The organism is Halobacillus massiliensis, assembly GCF_900166625.1.
Taxonomy (GTDB): domain Bacteria; phylum Bacillota; class Bacilli; order Bacillales; family Halobacillaceae; genus Halobacillus_A; species Halobacillus_A massiliensis.
Window position 1 is genome coordinate 2665659 of the sequence record NZ_LT800499.1, and the last position, 18719, is coordinate 2684377.

19 protein-coding genes are annotated in these 18719 nt (G+C 43.2%); all 19 read right to left on the bottom strand.

The window, feature by feature from the left end; genetic code table 11:
* Positions 1 to 45 precede the first annotated feature (45 nt).
* Positions 46 to 1254 carry an acyl-CoA dehydrogenase family protein gene (locus B7E06_RS13295; RefSeq protein WP_082236006.1) on the bottom strand — a complete coding sequence of 403 codons (1209 nt, stop codon included), beginning with the start codon at positions 1252 to 1254 and terminating at the stop codon, positions 46 to 48.
* A 73-nt stretch (positions 1255 to 1327) separates the two neighbouring features.
* Positions 1328 to 2551, bottom strand: coding sequence for an ABC transporter substrate-binding protein (locus B7E06_RS13300; protein ID WP_082234456.1), 1224 nt, complete (start codon positions 2549 to 2551; stop codon positions 1328 to 1330).
* Positions 2552 to 2590: 39 nt separating this feature from the next.
* Positions 2591 to 3298, bottom strand: a complete 708-nt coding sequence (locus B7E06_RS13305; protein ID WP_082234457.1) for an ABC transporter ATP-binding protein — start codon at positions 3296 to 3298, stop codon at positions 2591 to 2593.
* Positions 3291 to 4055: an ABC transporter ATP-binding protein gene (locus B7E06_RS13310; protein ID WP_082236007.1), complete on the bottom strand. Its 765-nt coding sequence runs from the start codon at positions 4053 to 4055 to the stop codon at positions 3291 to 3293. Before B7E06_RS13310 ends, B7E06_RS13305 begins: the two co-directional genes overlap by 8 nt.
* Positions 4056 to 4060: 5 nt before the next feature.
* Positions 4061 to 5086, bottom strand: coding sequence for a branched-chain amino acid ABC transporter permease (locus B7E06_RS13315; RefSeq protein ID WP_082234458.1), 1026 nt, complete (start codon positions 5084 to 5086; stop codon positions 4061 to 4063).
* On the bottom strand, positions 5087 to 5950 hold the full coding sequence (locus B7E06_RS13320) for a branched-chain amino acid ABC transporter permease (protein ID WP_082234459.1): 864 nt from the start codon (positions 5948 to 5950) through the stop codon (positions 5087 to 5089).
* A gap of 57 nt (positions 5951 to 6007) precedes the next feature.
* Positions 6008 to 7678: a long-chain fatty acid--CoA ligase gene (locus B7E06_RS13325; protein WP_082234460.1), complete on the bottom strand. Its 1671-nt coding sequence runs from the start codon at positions 7676 to 7678 to the stop codon at positions 6008 to 6010.
* Positions 7679 to 7740: 62 nt separating this feature from the next.
* Positions 7741 to 8505, bottom strand: coding sequence for an SDR family NAD(P)-dependent oxidoreductase (locus B7E06_RS13330; RefSeq protein WP_245807735.1), 765 nt, complete (start codon positions 8503 to 8505; stop codon positions 7741 to 7743).
* 17 nt (positions 8506 to 8522) lie between these two features.
* Positions 8523 to 8927 carry an acyl-CoA thioesterase gene (locus B7E06_RS13335; protein WP_179134052.1) on the bottom strand — a complete coding sequence of 135 codons (405 nt, stop codon included), beginning with the start codon at positions 8925 to 8927 and terminating at the stop codon, positions 8523 to 8525.
* A 68-nt stretch (positions 8928 to 8995) separates the two neighbouring features.
* Positions 8996 to 9565: a TetR/AcrR family transcriptional regulator gene (locus B7E06_RS13340; protein WP_082234463.1), complete on the bottom strand. Its 570-nt coding sequence runs from the start codon at positions 9563 to 9565 to the stop codon at positions 8996 to 8998.
* A 72-nt stretch (positions 9566 to 9637) separates the two neighbouring features.
* On the bottom strand, positions 9638 to 10810 hold the full coding sequence (locus B7E06_RS13345; protein ID WP_082234464.1) for a thiolase family protein: 1173 nt from the start codon (positions 10808 to 10810) through the stop codon (positions 9638 to 9640).
* 24 nt (positions 10811 to 10834) lie between these two features.
* Positions 10835 to 11608, bottom strand: a complete 774-nt coding sequence (locus tag B7E06_RS13350; RefSeq protein WP_082234465.1) for an SDR family oxidoreductase — start codon at positions 11606 to 11608, stop codon at positions 10835 to 10837.
* Positions 11598 to 12827 (bottom strand): acyl-CoA dehydrogenase family protein, encoded by a 1230-nt coding sequence (locus B7E06_RS13355; RefSeq protein WP_082234466.1) that lies wholly within the window; start codon positions 12825 to 12827, stop codon positions 11598 to 11600. The genes B7E06_RS13350 and B7E06_RS13355 overlap by 11 nt, the downstream gene beginning before the upstream one ends.
* Before the next feature lie 22 nt (positions 12828 to 12849).
* A complete protein-coding gene (locus B7E06_RS13360; RefSeq protein ID WP_082234467.1) occupies positions 12850 to 13263 on the bottom strand; it encodes a MaoC/PaaZ C-terminal domain-containing protein in 414 nt (137 codons plus the stop codon).
* A complete protein-coding gene (locus B7E06_RS13365) occupies positions 13260 to 13694 on the bottom strand; it encodes a MaoC family dehydratase N-terminal domain-containing protein (protein ID WP_082234468.1) in 435 nt (144 codons plus the stop codon). Before B7E06_RS13365 ends, B7E06_RS13360 begins: the two co-directional genes overlap by 4 nt.
* 18 nt (positions 13695 to 13712) lie before the next feature.
* Positions 13713 to 14477 (bottom strand): beta-ketoacyl-ACP reductase, encoded by a 765-nt coding sequence (locus tag B7E06_RS13370; protein ID WP_082234469.1) that lies wholly within the window; start codon positions 14475 to 14477, stop codon positions 13713 to 13715.
* A 22-nt stretch (positions 14478 to 14499) separates the two neighbouring features.
* Complete coding sequence (locus tag B7E06_RS13375; protein ID WP_082234470.1) at positions 14500 to 15669, bottom strand: acyl-CoA dehydrogenase family protein; 1170 nt, start codon at positions 15667 to 15669, stop codon at positions 14500 to 14502.
* A 354-nt stretch (positions 15670 to 16023) separates the two neighbouring features.
* On the bottom strand, positions 16024 to 17172 hold the full coding sequence (locus tag B7E06_RS13380; RefSeq protein WP_082234471.1) for a saccharopine dehydrogenase family protein: 1149 nt from the start codon (positions 17170 to 17172) through the stop codon (positions 16024 to 16026).
* A 33-nt stretch (positions 17173 to 17205) separates the two neighbouring features.
* Positions 17206 to 18708, bottom strand: coding sequence for an aldehyde dehydrogenase family protein (locus B7E06_RS13385; RefSeq protein WP_082234472.1), 1503 nt, complete (start codon positions 18706 to 18708; stop codon positions 17206 to 17208).
* Positions 18709 to 18719 lie beyond the last annotated feature (11 nt).

Consider the following 18719-nt stretch of genomic DNA (forward strand, 5'->3'; position numbering starts at 1 on the left):
TCATTCAGAAAAGGGTGGGTGATTTCCACCCACCTTGATTCTTTCCTATACTTCCTCTTTTACTTCATCATAAGGCCACGCAGGAAGAGAACGCGACAATTGTTTATCTGATCGGTATCCCAGCACGTATTCCGCCTGCATAACCGTATGAATTTCACGAGTTCCTTCATAAATTACAGGGGCTTTAGAGTTTCTCAAGAAGCGTTCAACTGGGTATTCATTAGAGTAGCCGTAAGCTCCATGAATCTGGACAGCATCATTAGCTGCTTCGTTTGCGAAGTCACAGGCCTGCCACTTGGCAAGAGAAGTTTCCCTCGTGTTTCTCTTTCCTTGGTTTTTTAAATCTCCGGCACGGAAGACGAGCAGGCGTGACATTTGATATCCCGCTTCCATTTTCGCAAGCATCTGCTGTACAAGTTGATGTTTGCCGATTTCTTTGCTGAATGTTTTTCTTTCATGGCAATATTTTACGCTTTCTTCAAGGCAGGCAAGTATTTGACCGCATGCTCCTGCGGCAACCGTAAAACGGCCATTATCCAAGGCGGACATGGCAATTTTGAAACCTTCCCCTTCTTCACCCAGCAGGTTTTCTTTCGGCACTTTGACATTGTCAAAAAACAGCTCTCCCGTATTTCCGGCACGTATGCCAAGTTTTCCTTTCATTCCTTTCGACGAAAAACCTGGCATTGTCCGCTCAACGATAAATGCTGAAATCCCTTTATGTTTCTGTGATTTATCGGTATAAGCAAATACAAGGAAATGGTCAGCATGATCACATAGGGAAATCCATGTTTTCTGCCCATTTAAAATATAAGAATCTCCCTCTCTTTCCGCCGTTGTCTGCAGAGAGGCTACATCTGATCCTGCATTAGGTTCTGTTAAGCCGAATGCCCCGACTTTCTCTCCTTTAGCTTGAGGAATTAAATATTTCTGTTTTTGCCATTCATCTCCCCACTGCAAGAGTGTCATGCTGTTTAAACCAGTGTGTACGGAAACCGCTGTTCGAAATGCTGTATCACCGCGCTCCAGCTCTTCACAAACAATGGCGAGTGTATTATAGTCCATGCCGCTTCCACCGTATTGTTCCGGAATGCAAACTCCCATTAAATCGAGATCAGCCAGACGCTTTAAAATAGAAGTTTCAAAATGACCCTGTTCATCCCACTCCTGTATGTAAGGATTTATTTCGTTATCCACAAATTTCCGAACTACTTTTCGTACCATTTCCTGCTCTTCACTTAAAGAAAAATCCATCATTAATTCATCCTCCTTTTTGATTAAAAAAGGCTCCGTATCAGCTTAAACAGAGCCATTTTCGTTTTAACTTTTATTCATCTGTTTCCATTGTCACTACTTCTCCATCCTCTACCGCCGCTACACGCAGTTCTGTTTGGAAGCCGCCATTCTCGTCTATCTTCTTAATGGTATATACTTGCTTATCTTCAGGTACAGCATCCAGACCTTCCTGCATGTGTTCACGTATGGCTGAAGGGTCATCCACACTTCCTGCCGCCTTCATCGCTTCCATAAAAGCGTACATGGCTAAGTAATGATATCCGGCTTCAGAACCAGGATCCTCTCCGTGTGCAGCTTTATATTTCTCGATAAACTCTTTCGTACCCGGGTAATCGGAATGAATTAAAGGGGTTACTCCGGCAGAACCTTCAAACGTGTCGTATGTTCCTGTAACCTTCTCCATCTCATTGAATTTAGCCTGATCCATGACGATAAACCCGCCATCAAATCCGAGCTCCCGTGCCTGCTTGGCCAGTTTTGCTGTAGGCTCTGAGGCGCCGCCGATAAACATGACATCCGGATCCTCTTTTAGTGCATTTGTTACCAGTGTGAAAAAGTCGGTATCTTTCGAGAAATCGATCGAGGAATTATAAACAACTTCCCCGCCCTCTTCTTCCCAAAAAGGAAGTAGTTTTTCTGTCCAGTCTTTTCCATATTGAGAAGCTGTTGGCAGTGCCGCTAATTTAGTTCCATGTTTTTCCATCACATACGATGTAAAAGGTTCTAAGTATATGTCATAGCTCGGAGGAATTCTTACAGTTAATTCATTACCGGCTTCCGTTACCGCCGGCTCACTGGAATAGGCACCGATAAGGAAGTTTTCCTGTTCATTGAATACCTGCATAGCCTGGATCCCGCCGCTGTGTGGAGCGAAAATAATCGGCGTTTCGTTCTCTTGCAGTAAACGCTTGGCATTTGATGCTGTCTCATTAGGAAGGTACTTATCATCCAGAGAGGTTAGTTGGAATTTATAAGTTTTTCCGTCCACTTCAAAACCGCCATTTTCATTGATTTCCTCAATAGCTAAAGTCAGGCCGTTTCTGGCCCGCTCTCCATAGTGGGCAGCTGCTCCGCTTAAAGGACCACTGTAACCGATATTCACTACTTCTTCGCCTTCCTCAACGGCAGGTGCATCTGTTTCTTCCGCTTCCCCGCTTTCACTTGCCGCTTCGTTATCAGGGTTTTCGATACATCCTGTCAAGATAAGCACAAAAGCCGCCATCACCAAAAAAGCAGATAACTTTAAGATCCTCATTAATATCCTCCTCATAATTTGGTGTTCTGCACTGAAAAATTACGCCCCTATATACGCCTTACGAACCGTATTATTAGCCAGCAATTCATCTGATGAACCTTTCACTACAATAGATCCGCTTTCAAAAACGTAACCTCTATCTGCTATTTTTAAGGCTGCATAAGCATTTTGTTCGGCCAGAAGCACTGTTGTTCCGTCCCTGTTGATTTTCTGAATCACCTCAAACATCTGCTCCACTATTAACGGCGCCAAACCTATAGATGGCTCGTCTAATAGCAGCAGCTTAGGCTTCGCCATTAATGCTCTGCCAATTGCAAGCATCTGCTGTTGACCGCCGCTTAACGATCCTGCTGCTTGTTCCTTTTTCTCTTTTAAAATAGGAAAGAGATGATAAACACTCTCGACAGACTCTTTCACCTGTTTACGATTTTTACGATGTACATAGGCCCCCATTATCAAGTTCTGATGAACAGACATTTGTGGAAAAAGCTTGCGATCTTCCGCACACTGAACAATTCCTGATTTCACAATTTTATCTGGGGCCAGTCCATTTATGGCTTTCCCTTCAAATAAAATATTTCCTGCACCTGGTTTCTGCAGGCCGCTGATGGCATTAAATGTCGTACTTTTCCCGGCACCATTTGATCCTAAGAGGACGACGAGTTCACCTTTATCCACACTGATGTCTACATCTTTTACTGCTGTAAAGCTTCCATATTGAACGGAAACATTTGAGAGACTAAGCACTGGCGTCCCCTCCTAAATAAGCCTCGATAACCGCTTTGTCGTTCATCACTTCTTCCGCCGTTCCTTCGGCAATCTTTTCACCGTAGTTTAAGACCATAATCTTATCTGCAAGTTCCATAATCATTTTCATCTTGTGTTCAATTAAGCAGACAGTAATCCCCTGTTTGACCATCTTCTTCATAAGATCCGCAAGTCCAGCTGTCTCACCTGGATTAATGCCAGCCGTCGGTTCATCAAGAAAAATTACTTCCGGGTCAGTTGCCAGCGCAAGAGCAAAGGCTACACGCTTTTTCTCTTCTTGTGTCGTGTTGGCTGCCAGCTTATCCTTAAGATGAGATAAACCAACAAAATCGAGGACTTCTGACGCCTTCTCTCTGCATTTTTCCTCTTCTTTTTTAAAACGCTTTGTTCGTAACACGGCATCAAGCAAGTTTGATTGTGTGCGGAGTCTATGACCGACAATAACGTTATCCAGAACCGTTGACTGTTCAAACAGGTTGGTCGTCTGAAAAGTGCGAGCTACTCCGAGCATAGCTATTTTGTTAGGAGGAAGCTTTGTAACATCCTTTCCTTTGTAAAAGACCTGGCCTGCGCTTGGGGTATAGTTCCCGCTTACAAGATTAAAAAAAGTCGATTTACCTGCACCATTAGGCCCAATGATGGCATTAATCTTTCCTTTTTCAATCGAGAAATCTACTTCATTTACAGCCACCAGTCCTCCAAATCTCTTTGTAAGCTTCTTTGTTTCAATGAACACTTTTCTCATCCCTCCTTAACCTTCTGCTCTTCTTCAGACTTTGAATCAAAATAGGCTTTTCCGGGGACTTGCTTATTCCTTTTCTTTGAACTGAGCTTTACTCGCCAATCAAGAAAAGCACCGGCGATCCCTCTTGGATAGAAAATAATCAGTATAGTTAACATCGGTCCAAATATGAGCATCCGGTAGTCCTGTAAAAATTGAAGCGACTGAGAAACGGTTACAATAAGAAAGGTTCCGACAATTGGTCCGGCAAGCGTCCCGATTCCTCCGACTAACAAATATGTCAGCAAATCAAAGATAACGGTCACATATGCGATGTCAGGCCCTATAAAACGAATAAATGATGCGTACAAAGCACCCGCAAGCCCCGCAAAAAATGTAGAAATCACAAACACGAGCAGTTTATTCTTCATAGTAGATATGCCGATCGTCTGTGCCAGATCCTCACTGTTTCGGATGGCGATAAATGTTCGTCCTGTCAGTGAATGAACAATACGATACATAATGAACACAGTAGAGATTAAGAAAAACAAAACGAGATAATATTGAGAGAATGAAGAATCAAAAGACAGCGGTCCAATATTAGTAGGAGCCGGGATACCTATTAAGCCGCGCACTCCGCCTGTTAAGCTGTCCCATTTATCAATAACGAGATAAATAATATATCCAACGCAAAGGGTGTAGATCGCAAAAAAATGCTCCCGCGTCCGTAAAGCAACTATCCCTATCAGACAGCCGATCACACTTGTGATCATACAAGCGAGAATGAGAGCGGCCCAGTAATTCATCCCTGTCTTTACGGTTAAAAGACCTAATGAATAAGCGCCAATGGCGAAAAATCCTGCATGAGCCAGGGACAAGTATCCTGTATATCCGGCCAGCAGGTTAAGACCATACACCGCGATCATCCAAATAAATGCTAATGTTAGTACGTGAAGAAAGTAGGCATTCTGGATAACCAATGGAAAGATAACGGCGAGGATGACGAGACCTAAGATCCAGCCCTTCTTTTTTAGGAATGAGCCCAATTAAAAACCCTCCCTCGTAAAAAGACCTTTAGGTTTTATCGAAAGTATGGCCACGAGCAGAAGGAAAGCGATAATGTCTTTGTAATCGTTTGATATATAAGTGGCTCCAAGGCTTTCTGTAAAGCCGAGGATATATCCTCCTAAAATAGCCCCGGGGACACTCCCCATGCCGCCAATAATAATAATAACGAACGCCTTTAAAATAACGAGGTGGCCCATTCCAGGAAACACGAGATTGATCGGTGCTGAGAGAGACGCGGCAATAGCGGCAAGCCCGCCTGAAATGAAAAATGTCAGCATGGCCACTTTGTTCGGATTAATACCGACTAAGTGAGCTCCCTCCCGGTTCTGTGCCATAGCAATAATTGTTGAGCCGATATACGTCTTTTTCAAAAATAAGTAAAGCAGAATCATCACAGCAATTGCTCCAATGTTAATTAACAGCCGCTGCATCGTCAGTGTCATCCCGAATAACTCAATAACCTGGCCATAAGGTGTGGTCATTGTCCGATACTCAGCTCCCCAAATCAGCTGGGCGAAAGCCTCAAGAAACAATAAAATTCCAATCGCGGCAATTTTGTCATGGATAGGAGGTGCATTTCGCAGTGGGTGAAATACAAGTCTGTCCATGATGACACCAAGCAGCCCGACTACGAGCACGGAAACTGCCATGGCAATCCAATAAGGAATACCCCAGAGAAGCATCATCGTCAAGGTAGTATAGGCGCCAAGCATATAAAGGGCTCCATGGGCAAAGTTCGGAATGTGAAGTATCCCATATACGAGCGTAAGTCCAAGAGCGACAAGACTATATACACTACCGACCGTTAACCCATTAAAAAGCTGCTGAATTAAAATATCCATTTAACTTCCCCTTTAACGATCAATTTTTAAAGCATCAAGCGCCCTGAGACCAGGGCGTCAGCCTTTTTCAACTTTCTCCCTCTCTTCTTCCTGAAGTTTTCTCCAAAGAATCTTACCGCTGTTAGTCGTTGGAAATTCGTTTTTAAACTCAATAAGTCTTGGATACTTATAAGCCGCCATCTTTTCCTTGGACCATTCTATAATTTCCTCTTCTGAAACTTTGCCTTTATAATCGTCGTTTAAAATGACGAAAGCCTTAATGTTCTCCCCTTTTCTCGGATCCGGCACACCGACGACACAGGCCTGTTGGACGGCAGGATGGTCATACAGCGCTGTTTCCACTTCTGTCGGCCATACGTTATAGCCTGAAGCATTAATCATCCTCTTCACACGGTCCACAATGAAAAAGTATCCTTCCTCATCCAGCCTTCCGATATCACCTGTTCTAAAAAATGATTTTCCTTCGATATCAATAAATGAAAGTTCATTTTCTTCTTCCCGATTGTAATACCCGATCATAACCTGCGGGCCGTTGACAATGATTTCACCGACTTCTCCAGTTTTCACTTCCTCATTCGTTACTGGATCAATTATTCTTGCATCTACATCAAAGGATGGAATACCAAGACACTGCAGCTTTGGCCTGTCCGGTGGATTAAAATGAGTTTGAGCAATCGTTTCTGAGAGTCCATAGCCTTCAACGAACTCTAATCCGGTCAGCTTATAAAGCTTCTCTCCAAGAGCTTTAGGAAATGCAGCTCCTCCACCGGAAATCGCTGTTAGTGTTTTTAAATCCTCCCGCTTTACTTCTGGGTTTGCGAGAAAATCAACGAGCATCGTACTGATGGTTACCCAGTGCGTACACTTTTGATCACGAATGAGCTGACGTGCTGTTTCACGGTTCCACCTCGTCATAATTACCATTTTATTGCCGCTGAAAATAGGCATGTGCATACTGTGTACCATCCCTGTTACGTGGAAAAAGGGAAGTGTTGCCAATGTACTTGAATCCATAGTGGCCCGGGACCAGTAAAAAGCTCCGGCAATATTGGCCTGTACTGTTCGGTTTGTATGCATACACCCTTTTGGCAGCCCTGTTGTACCAGAAGTATACGGCAGTACGGCTAAGTCATTACTTGAAGCCGTTACGTCTTTCGGATTGATTCTAAGTTTTATAGCTTCAGCCCATATATGAAAATGGGGACGAGGAAGCTCAGCCCTTTCTGCAGAAACTTCCGGCGGGAGTTCGGAATCCATGTCCTTCCCTTTATAATCGGAATAAGCTGCACTCAAAATGTTTTCAAGAGTAGTTGTTGTAATCAGCGGTTCAACTACATCTTTAAATTCCTGACCGATAATAGCATTTCGAATGGCACAGTCTTTAATATAAAATTCAAGTTCGTTCGTTTTCAGCATCGGGTTAATGGGCACTACCACCGCCCCGGCACGTAAAATGGCATAATAGCCTATGATGAACTGAGGAGAGTTCTGCATAAACAGTAAAACCTTCTCTCCTTCTTTGATTTCTAAGCACTGTTGCATGTACCCAGCTATATAATCTACTTCCTGCAGAAGATCTTTATAAGTTACTGTATTTCCGTAATAATAAATGGCTTCATGATCAGGATAGCGGGCAGCAGAGACTTTGAGGTTATCGTAAATTGAAGTTTCCGGTACGGTAATAGACTTTGTAAGCTTCGGCCAAAATTCAAAGTGCTTGGTCTGCATGAAACATCTCTCCTTTTTCTACTAAACAACAATTTGTAAGCGCTGCCATAAAAACTAAAAAACTAAGAGATCAACCATCCGCCATCGACTAGTAAATCTGAACCCGTCATATAGGAAGCTTCATTAGATGCGGCAAATGTGATGACATTTGCGATTTCTTCCGGCTTACCTACTCTGCCTAAAGCCGTGTTTCGTTGAATCGCTTCCTCAAACCTTTTCTTCTTTAACCCTTCTGCTGTTAAAGGTGTTTCCGCAAAACCTGGTGATACAGAATTCACACGGATTCCGTAAGAGGCAAACTCAAGAGCCAGTGCTTTTGTAAAATTGATAACAGCCGCTTTAGAGGAGCTGTAGTGTGGAATTTTAGCTCCTGCTTTATGACCGGATAAGGAAGCCACGTTCACAATCGCCTTATTCCCTGCATCGCTTTCCATCATGAGACGACCAAGCTTTTTGGAGACGAGATAAACACTTTTTAAATTGGTTTCCTGAATCCGGTCCCACTCAGAGGCTTCCATATCCATAATCGTTGATTTTCCTGAGGTACCTGCATTATTAACGAGCACATGCAGAAATCCATAGTTACTCTTAATAAATGCTGCCAGATCCTCAATATCAGCTTCATTCGTTACGTCTGCCTGAAAACTGACGGCTGCCTGTTCAGTTAAACCATTGTTAATTTCCTCTGCCGCTTCATTTATTTTAGAAAGAGTCCGGCCAACTAAAACTACGCGGGCACCTCCCTGTGCCAGAATTTTTGCAGTCTGTTTCCCAATACCGCTTCCTGCTCCTGTAACTACAGCTACAGTATCTTTAAAGTTAAGCAAATTCATCCCCCCATTACTTATGCTGTGGCCATATGATGTTCCAGCACTTCCCTCAATTCATCAGAAATCGGCTCGCTCTTTTGCTCTTTATAGTTAAAGTTAACAATCACAGCATCAGCTTCAGCCACAAGTTCATCTGTGTCTTCTATATGAATGCTGTGTGCAAAATGAAAGCTCTTATTTCCAATCTTTGAGACCCATGTAGAAACCTTTAAAGTTTGACCATAGTAAGCCTGATTAACATAGTTGCATTTCGTTGAAGCTAAAATAAAACGACCAAAAGAATTTATTGTTTCCGGAACTTTATCTTCAAAAAACCTTCCCCTGGCTTCTTCTAAGTAAATGAAGTAACTTGAATTATTTACGTGGCCGGCCATATCTGTCTCACTAAATCTCACTCTCACCTTTACATCATGATTCAAGTTTTTCACATCCATTCTAACCGGTTAGTATGTTTTTAACAGAATTCCTCCGCAGATGGAGGGACACTTTATTCTCTTTTTATAATGCCGTTTAAAATTAAGTTAAGGTAGATGTCTGCCAGCTGCTCTTCAGACACATCCCCTTCTGGATCAAACCAATAGTAGCTCCAGTTTGTGATTCCAAGAATTCCCCTCGTTACCATATTGGGATTAAGGCTGTCATCAAACTCCCCATTCCGAATGCCTTCTTCCAGAAGAGCCTGCATGTTAATCCGGAATTGATCACGTTTTTTGACGTTCTGATCAAGGTAATTGGGTTCAAGGTTACGCATTTCCCTGAAGAATATCCGCGCACTTTTTTTTCTATCCTTAATACTTGTCAAAATCATGTGGATCATTGCTCGAAGTTTCTCTTTACTGTCCTTCGATTCATCCTCTAAAATTTGCTGCTGATTTTTCAATAAAAATTCGATGAAATGAAGATGAATATCTGTCAGAAGCTCTTGCTTGTTTTTAAAATAATAGTAAAACGTACCTTTTGTAACTCCGAGTGTTTCCACGATTTCCTGAATCGATGTCTCTGTAAATCCTTTCTTATCAAATAAGTGAATACTTATGTCCATTATCTTTTCTTTCATAGGTCCATTGTCCTCTCATTTAGGGATGATATAACATTATAACATTCCTAAACCTATTAAATACGGGAGGATTTACTCTCTTTCGATAATCATGGCAATCCCCTGCCCTCCACCGATACAGGCAGTAATTAACGCAAATCTGCCGTTCGTTCGCTTCAGTTCATAAGCCGCTTTTGTTACAAGGATAGCTCCCGTTGCACCAAGCGGGTGGCCGTGGGCAATAGCCCCTCCGTTTACATTAACTTTATCCATATCGAAATTAAGTTCTTTATTACAGGCAAGTACTTGAGCGGCAAAGGCTTCATTTATTTCAATGAGGTCAATATCCTCAAGACTAAGGCCCGTTTTCTGTAAAACTTTCTGAGTCGCAGGCACCGGACCTATTCCCATTATATTTGGATCTACCCCGGCTACCGTACAGGCCTTTACTACTGCAAGCGGCTTTAATCCGGACGTTTCAGCCTTAGCACGTGACATCAGTGTAAGGGCTGAGGCCGCATCATTTAAACCAGAACTATTTCCAGCCGTGACACTCCCATCTTTTTTAAATGCCGGAGAAAGTTTACCCATTCCTTCAAGCTTAGACTGCGGCCGCGGATGTTCATCCACCTTAAATTCGATCGGTTCTCCTTTTCTTACAGGAATCATCAGAGGTACAATTTGATCATTAAAACGGCCCTCACTTATGGCATTCGCTATTCTTTCCTGGCTCTGTTGAGCGAACTGATCCTGTGCTTCTCTTGTAATCTCATACTTTTCTGCAAGGTTTTCAGCTGTTATGCCCATTGGAGGATCTCCTATTATTTCAGGAGAAAGCTGAGATTTTCTAAAAGCTGGAGGAACCGGACTATAGGCACGCTCCGGCCTATCCATTAAATAAGGAGCCCGGCTCATACTTTCCGTTCCACCTGCTACGTATACTTCCCCATGACCAGCTTCAATCGCCTGGGCTGCCAGATGAATTGCATTTAGTCCTGATCCACACTGCCGATCCACCGTTAAGCCTGGAAGATTAATAGAAAGCCCTGTCTGTAGAGCTGAAAGACGGGCAATGTTTCCACCTCCACTTAAAACGTTTCCCATAATGACATCCTCGATTTCATCTGGGGAGACAGACGCCCTTTTCACAGCTTCTTTGATGACCTCAGCCCCAAGCAAATGGGCAGGTACCTGTGCTAAACTCCCCCCCTGCTTCCCAATGGCTGTTCTTACAGCTGCCACAATCACGGCATCTTGATTTGCCATTTGACCACCCCTTTTCTATTAATTTCACATTGCATGTGAACCGCCATCAATAATCACGACGTCTCCTGTTATATGATCAGATGCTTTTGAGCTTAAAAATATAGCAGCTCCTTTTAAATCGTCATCACCGCCAAACTTGCGCAGCGGAGTTCCTTTAAGGAAGGAATCTTCTCCTTCCTCCATAAGAACTTTGGACATTTTAGTTGGGAAAAAGCCAGGGGCAATTGCATTGACATGAATACCTCGCGGCCCCCATTTAACTGCAAGGTCTTTAGTAAATGTAAGTACAGCCCCCTTGCTCGAGTTATAGCCAATCGTATCCATTAGCTCAGGGTCTGAACCTTTAAGCCCGGCCACTGAAGCAATATTAATGATTTTCCCTGCCCCCTGCTCGAGCATTACTTTACCTGCGATCTGTGACATAAGAAACGTGCCTGTTACGTTTACGCTAAAAACTTTTTGCCATGCTTCCAGCGGCATTTCTTCTACCGGAGCACCCCATGTGGCTCCACTGTTATTTACTAAAATATCAATCCGGCCAAAATGCGCTACTGTCTGATCAACGACCTCCTGAATATCCTCTCGTTTTGTCACGTCACATTTAAAGGCTAACGAATCTACTCCAAGCTTTTTTAACTGTTCACTTACCTGCTGGCACGGTTCAAGCTTTCTCGAACAGACAACCACATGAGCACCGGACTCTGCAAATCCTTTAGCAATTTGCTCACCGAGACCACGTCCGCCTCCTGTTACGATAGCTACTTTACCTGTTAAATCAAACAATTCTTTAGCGTGCATAAGCATTACTCCTATGCGGTGTTTTCTTCAATTCATGCTTAGCGACAGCACGCCGGTGTACTTCGTCAGGACCATCAGCAAGTCTTAATGTACGAATATTAGCCCAGTTGGCAGCAAGCGGCGTATCATTGCTTACCCCTGCAGCCCCAAACGCTTGTATCGCACGATCGATAACTTTTAGTGCAATATTTGGAGCAACGACTTTAATCATCGCGATCTCTGCCTTCGCTTCTTTGTTACCGACAGTATCCATCATGTAGGCTGCTTTTAACGTAAGAAGCCTTGCCTGCTCTATTTCAATTCTTGAGTCAGCAATCCATTCTCGGATAACTCCTTGATCCGCAAGCTTTTTACCGAAGGTTTCACGTTCTTTCACGCGGGCACACATATCCTCAAGTGCCCTTTCAGCCGCACCGATCGTTCTCATGCAGTGGTGAATTCTTCCCGGCCCGAGCCGTCCCTGAGCAATAGCAAATCCTTTTCCTTCACCCCATAGTAGATTAGAGGAGGGAACCCGCACGTCCTTGAATTCAATTTCTGCATGACCGTGAGGAGCATGATCATACCCGAAAACCGGCAGTGTCCGCTTTATATGTACTCCTGGTGTTTCAAGCGGGACAAGGATCATTGACTGCTGTTCATATTTTGGAGCATCCGGGTCATTTTTCCCCATGACAATGCTGATTTTGCATCTAGGGTCACCGGCACCAGAAGACCACCATTTAGTTCCGTTGATCACATATTCATCACCCACACGCTCAATACTGGTATTTATATTCGTAGCATCCGAGGAGGCTGCATCAGGTTCTGTCATTGAAAAACATGAGCGGATTTCTCCATCAAGCAGCGGCTTCAGCCACTTTTCTTTTTGTTCATCTGTTCCATAACGGACAAGCACTTCCATATTCCCTGTATCAGGAGCCGCACAGTTGAAAACTTCGGGAGCAATGGCCGACCGTCCCATAATCTCACAAAGCGGAGCATATTCCGTGTTTGTTAACCCTGCGCCATACTCACTATCAGGGAGAAACAAGTTCCAAAGCCCTGCTTCCTTTGCTTTGTTTTTTAATTCATCCATGATTGGCGGAATATCGGCAAAACGATCTTGAGAATTTAATTGTTCATTGTATACAGCTTCGTTTGGATAGATATGCTCTTCCATAAAAGAAGTGAGCTTTTCCTGGAGATCACTCACCTTTTCTGAATAGGTAAAATCCATTACGTGCCCTCCTATCGGCTTGTTATACGATCATGCGCTTATTAAAAACGACTTCTCCTTTAATCACATCTTTTTCATCCTGATTTACGGCTTTTACGCTAAATTTCAGTTCATCTCCGTCTTCCTCGTCCAGTACTGCATGCAGGCTGATCACATCATTCAGGAAAACCATCCCTCTAAAGCGAATCGCATAATCCTGAATAAATCCTTCCCCATAATAAGGAGTAAACAGTTTGGCCAGATTTCCCATCGTCCACATTCCATGTGCGATAATTCCTGGAAGTCCAGCTTTCTCTGCTTCTTCATCAATGGTATGGATTGGATTAAAATCCCCTGAAGCTCCAGCATATTTAATAAGATCAAGCCTTGAAACCGGAGCTAACGTAACCGGTTCTAATTCATCTCCAGGCTTGAGATTCTCAATAAGAGCGGTCATACGGTCATCCCCTTTCGGACGGCTTCAGTTATAATAACGACCTGTTCTTCAGAGAATATTAGATTTCCTTCTAAATCATCTCCGTACCTTTTAACTTTCAGGAAGCCCATATTTCCGCTTTTGCCGTTTTTTTCAAAGTAATCTTTTACTTCCGTATAACAGGAAATCTCTTCTCCTACATAAAGCGGCCGTTCATAGTGATAGATTTGCTCGCCATGGATGAGTCCTTTCTTCGGCAAGTTAAGCTCTTCAATCTCTCCGTAATCAAATACTCGTGGAAATGTCGGAGGAGCGACGTTCCTTTTGTACTTCTCCACATCTATAAAAATTGGGTGCGGATCTCCAATCGCTTCTGCAAACTTTTTCACCGCACCTCTTTCTACAGCATTTTTCACTTTATTGGATCGTTTACCAATCGCATCTTCAAACATAAGCCATCCTCCTTCAAATTAGTCTTTAGGACCGCCGGCTACATAAATGACTTGACCGTTTACAAAAGAAGACCTTTCATCGGCATAAAAAGCTACAGCATTTGCAATATCTTCAGGCTTTCCGCTGCGGCCGACCGGAATCTTTTCTACACTGGCTTTTACGAGGTCTTCAAATGAAATACCAATCCGGGCAGCTGTCTGCTGAGTCATTTCTGTCTCAATAAATCCCGGTGCGACTGCATTTGCTGTAATGTTGTACTTTCCCAGTTCAATAGCCAGTGTTTTAGTAAATCCCTGCAAGCCTGCTTTTGCTGTCGCGTAATTTGCCTGTCCCCTGTTTCCCAGTGCCGAGGTAGATGAAATATTTATAATACGTCCGTATTTTTGTTCGACCATATACTTTTGACAGGCACGTGCTGCATTAAAAGAACCTTTTAAGTGGACATCCATGACAGTATCCCAGTCAGACTCGGTCATCTTAAAGAGCATATTATCACGAATAACACCGGCGTTATTTACAAGAATGTCGAGTGAACCAAATTGCTCATGTACTTCCTGTGCTGCTTTTTCTACCTGTTCAAAATCTACTACATTGGCTGTCTTGCAATAAATATCAAAGCCTTCTTCCTTAAACTCGCTTTCGACTTCCTGCAATGCTTCTTCGTTAATATCTATGACCGCGACTTTTGCGCCTTCTTCAGCAAACCGGCGGGCGATGCCTTTTCCAATTCCCCGGCTTCCACCGGTAATAAAAGCGGTTCGATTTTCAAATGTTTTTTCCATATCCCTACACTCCCTTAATTGATTAGCCGATTTTCACATGACCTTTTAACAAGTTTCTTGAAATGATTAAGCGCTGGATCTCATCTGTTCCGTCATAAATTCTCCACAGACGAGCTTCTCTGTACCATCGTTCAATTGGAAGTTCTCTCGTATACCCCATTCCACCATGAATTTGCAGAACACGATCGACAACGTTATTCCCCATATTGGACCCGTAAAGCTTGGCCATGGAAGCATAATGACGGTTGTCTTCTCCCTGGTCTAATGTAAATGCAGCATTTAAGACGAGCCATTTGGCTGCTTCAATTTCTACTGCAGAATCGGCAATCTGCCACTGAATCGCCTGACGTGTAGCAATAGGCTTTCCAAAGGTTTCACGCTCGTTGGCGTAATCTATCGCCATATTAAGCAGTCTTTCAGCAGCTCCAACCGCACGTGCACCGACAACCCAGCGGGCAAAGCCTATCCACTCAAGCCCCAGGTCATATCCTTTATTCAGTTCACCTAAGATGTTTTCTTCTGGAACCCTCACATTATCGAAAACAAGAGCGGCCGGTCCCCATTCGCCCATTGTATGAATATATTCTGATTTCCAGCCCATGGATCGGTCGGCGATAAAGCAGGTAACCCCTTCCCTTCCGCCGGAGGATTTATGTAAATCTTTGTCTGTAATCGCGATGACCATAACGAAGTCGGCTTCATTTCCCCCAGTTATAAATGTTTTTTCTCCATTTAGCACCCATTCATTTCCTTCTTTCACGGCCGTCATCCGCAGACTTCTTGTATCCGACCCCGCCCCCGGTTCTGTCATAGCAAAACAGGATTTCTTTTCACCATCAATGGTTGGTATAAGATACTTCTGTTTCTGTTCTTCATTTCCATAATATAAAATATTGTCGGCAGAGCCTCCGAATTGGAAGGGTACAAATGTTCTGGCGACTTCCATCTGAACAATGGCAAGCATCATCTGTCCTAAGTCGGCTCCCCCATATTCTTCTGGTGTATTTATTCCCCAGAAGCCTGCTTCTTTCGCTTTTAACTGTAACTCTTTCATTTTTCCTTCCGGAAGACTTGGCCTTCCTTCTCTTTCGTTTCGAAGCACATCATTTTCTAAGGGAATTAATTCTTTTTCTACAAATCTACGAATTGTTTTCTTTACCATTTCCTGCTCATCTGTTAAACGCAAATGCATGATTGTATCCCCAATCTCATAAGTATTTTGATACCGGCAGCAAACATACCTACCGGTTAGTATGTTTTATTTTATACTATTGCAAATTTTGCGAAAAAACAACCTAATTTTTAGAATTTTTTGGTATTAACGTTATAGTGATAAAAGTTTGTAATCCATAAAATAGAAAAAAGGCCGATTTAATGCAGCCTTCACCTTCTCTATAAAATATTTATTTTTGAACTCTTCTCGTATCTGTTCTGTTTATCTTGTGTGAAGAACCATAATTCAGACAAACTTGAGATTATACAACTTGCTGATATCAAAAAAAGCTCGAGGACGTTATCATAACAATCCCTCAAGCTTTTTTTCTGTCTAGATTCTTTTTTCGTTTATAACGACTCCTCTTTTTGCCATTTCTACAATATATAAATTCCCAGGCACAATTTGTTCAGGGGGGCAGACACCTTTTTTGGTAATCGCCTGACTGCCGATCATTTGAGCGACAACTGAAATCGTGTTTGCGGTTGCTCTGGCCATAGCCGTAACATTATTTTCACGATCCTTGTATGTTACCATTTCATATTGATATGTCGTGTCCTTCTCTTGTTTTCTGCCTCCGACACAGACACGAAGGAGGACAGCATCATCTTTGTCTCTTAAATTAACGATAGGATCCAAGGTTTTAAGCAAAACCTCTCTTGGTTTCACCTTAACTCCTGCCACTTCCACTTCATAATCATTCCGGGTCAGCTGCAGATCGACTAATAGTTTCATTTTTTCCGCATGGCCTCTGTAACGAATCGTTTTGTATTCGAGTGTATCAATTGCTGGATAAGATTTTAACAGTGTTGACGTTCCCCCTGAAGTATGAAAAGCCTCTAAAGGACCGAACCTTTCAAAGTGCAGCTGTTCAATTTCCGTGAGTGATTCCACATCGACCAGCCGACCGTTACGAATGATCGTGGAAGGGTCTGTATAGTGATCGAGCAGACCTTCCATAGAAAATACGTGATTATATTCAAGAGGCGGTTCAGGCTGAACAGGGATCCCACCTACAAAAAGGCGAATCGATCTCAGTTCTTCCAGCTTACTTGCACCATAGCCGGATAAAATATTTATCATCCCCGGTGCTACCCCGAGGTCAGGAATAATGGTGACACCGGCTGCTTTTGCCTGGTCGTTCAATTCCAGGACCTGGTCGGTAATATGGCCGATGTGTCCCCCGAGGTCAACTGAGCTGACTCCTACTTTGATTGCGGTTTCTGCAACTATTTTATTAAAAGAATAAAATAATGCATTAATTACGACATCATATTGCTTCATGAAAGCAGCTAAATCTTCAGTATTTCCAGCATCCACCTGATGAGCTTTTATCTTCGGCGAGTCAATGATCTGGCAGACAGCCTCTGCTCTTTTTATATCTATGTCCGCAAGACCTACTTTTTGTACGCCTGCACTTTTCACTAAGTCCCGTGCCGCTTCTTTCCCCATTAAACCAGATCCTAAAACAGCTACTCTCATATGCCGCACTCCTTTATTACGTAATCTCTCCCATTACTCTACGTCGATCTGGGCCCTCTGGAGCTTGCCGCTAAAGTCTACATAAACAGCTTTCCATTCGGTAAATACATCAAGAGCAGCTACCCCTGAATCCCGATGGCCATTTCCAGTACCTTTAGTTCCTCCAAACGGCAGATGAATTTCTGCGCCTGTCGTTCCAGCATTAATATAGACAATACCTGTATCTAAATCACGCTGTGCCGCGAATACTTTATTAACATCACGGGTGAAAATAGAGCTTGATAACCCGTATTCCACACTGTTATTTATCTCTATGGCTTCTTCAAAGCTTTTTACAGGAATTAATGAAACAACAGGACCAAAAATCTCTTCCTGGGCGATCCGCATATCTCCGCTTACATCTGTGAACAGGGTGGGAGCAAAGTAATTCCCGTTTGCATGTGCACCATTTTCCATAATATATCCGCCGGTTAGCAGTTTGGCTCCTTCTTTTTTGCCAACTTTAATATAGGACTTAATTTTCTCCAGCCCATGGCGATTAATAATCGGTCCTACTTTAATAGATTCATCTAATCCATCACCAATTGATAATTTGGAAATTTCAGTAAGCAAACGTTTTTCGAGTTCATCTTTTACCCTTTCATGGACCATCACCCGGCTGCAGGCGGTGCATCGCTGGCCGCTCGTTCCATAACCGCTCCAGAGAATTCCTTCCACGGCTAAGGAGAGATCGGCATCATCCATCACGATAACAGCGTTTTTCCCACCCATTTCCAGTGACACTTTTTTCAGCCGCGCACCGCATTTACTTGCAATACTTCTCCCGACTTCATTTGATCCTGTAAAAGAGATGACGCGAATAGTATCCTGTTCGATCATCGCCTCTCCTACAGATGAACCTGATCCGAATACTACATTGATGACTCCATCAGGAAGACCGGCTTCTTCGAAAATTTTGGCAAGCTCATAGGCCATGATCGGAGTTTCCGTCGACGGTTTCCAGACGACAGCATTTCCAGACACAATCGCAGGGAAAGACTTCCATGTCGCAATCGCTATTGGAAAATTCCAAGGAGTGATGATGCCCACTACTCCAACAGGAGCCCGAACACTCATTGCAAACTTATTTTTCAACTCAGAAGGGGTTGTCTGTCCAAAGAGACGACGTCCTTCTCCCGCCATATAATATGCCATATCAATGCCTTCCTGAACTTCTCCGCGAGCTTCTTCAATAACTTTACCGTTTTCCATCGTAAGCAGCTGGGATAAATACTCTTTTCTTTCCTTCATAATCATTCCTACACGATAAAGGACTTCCGCACGCTGTGGTGCAGGGACTAGCGCCCAATTCTTTTGTGCTTTTTTCGCTGCTTCTGCTGCTGCTTCCACATCTTCCGGGGCGGATAAAGGCACTTGTACGAGAGTTTCTGAATTAGCCGGATTACTAACCTCTGTATACGTACCTCCTGCAGGCTCCTGCCAGTTTCCATTAATAAAGTTCTTCAATTTTTCAACTTGAATGAGTTTTCGGTTCATTGCCATATTCC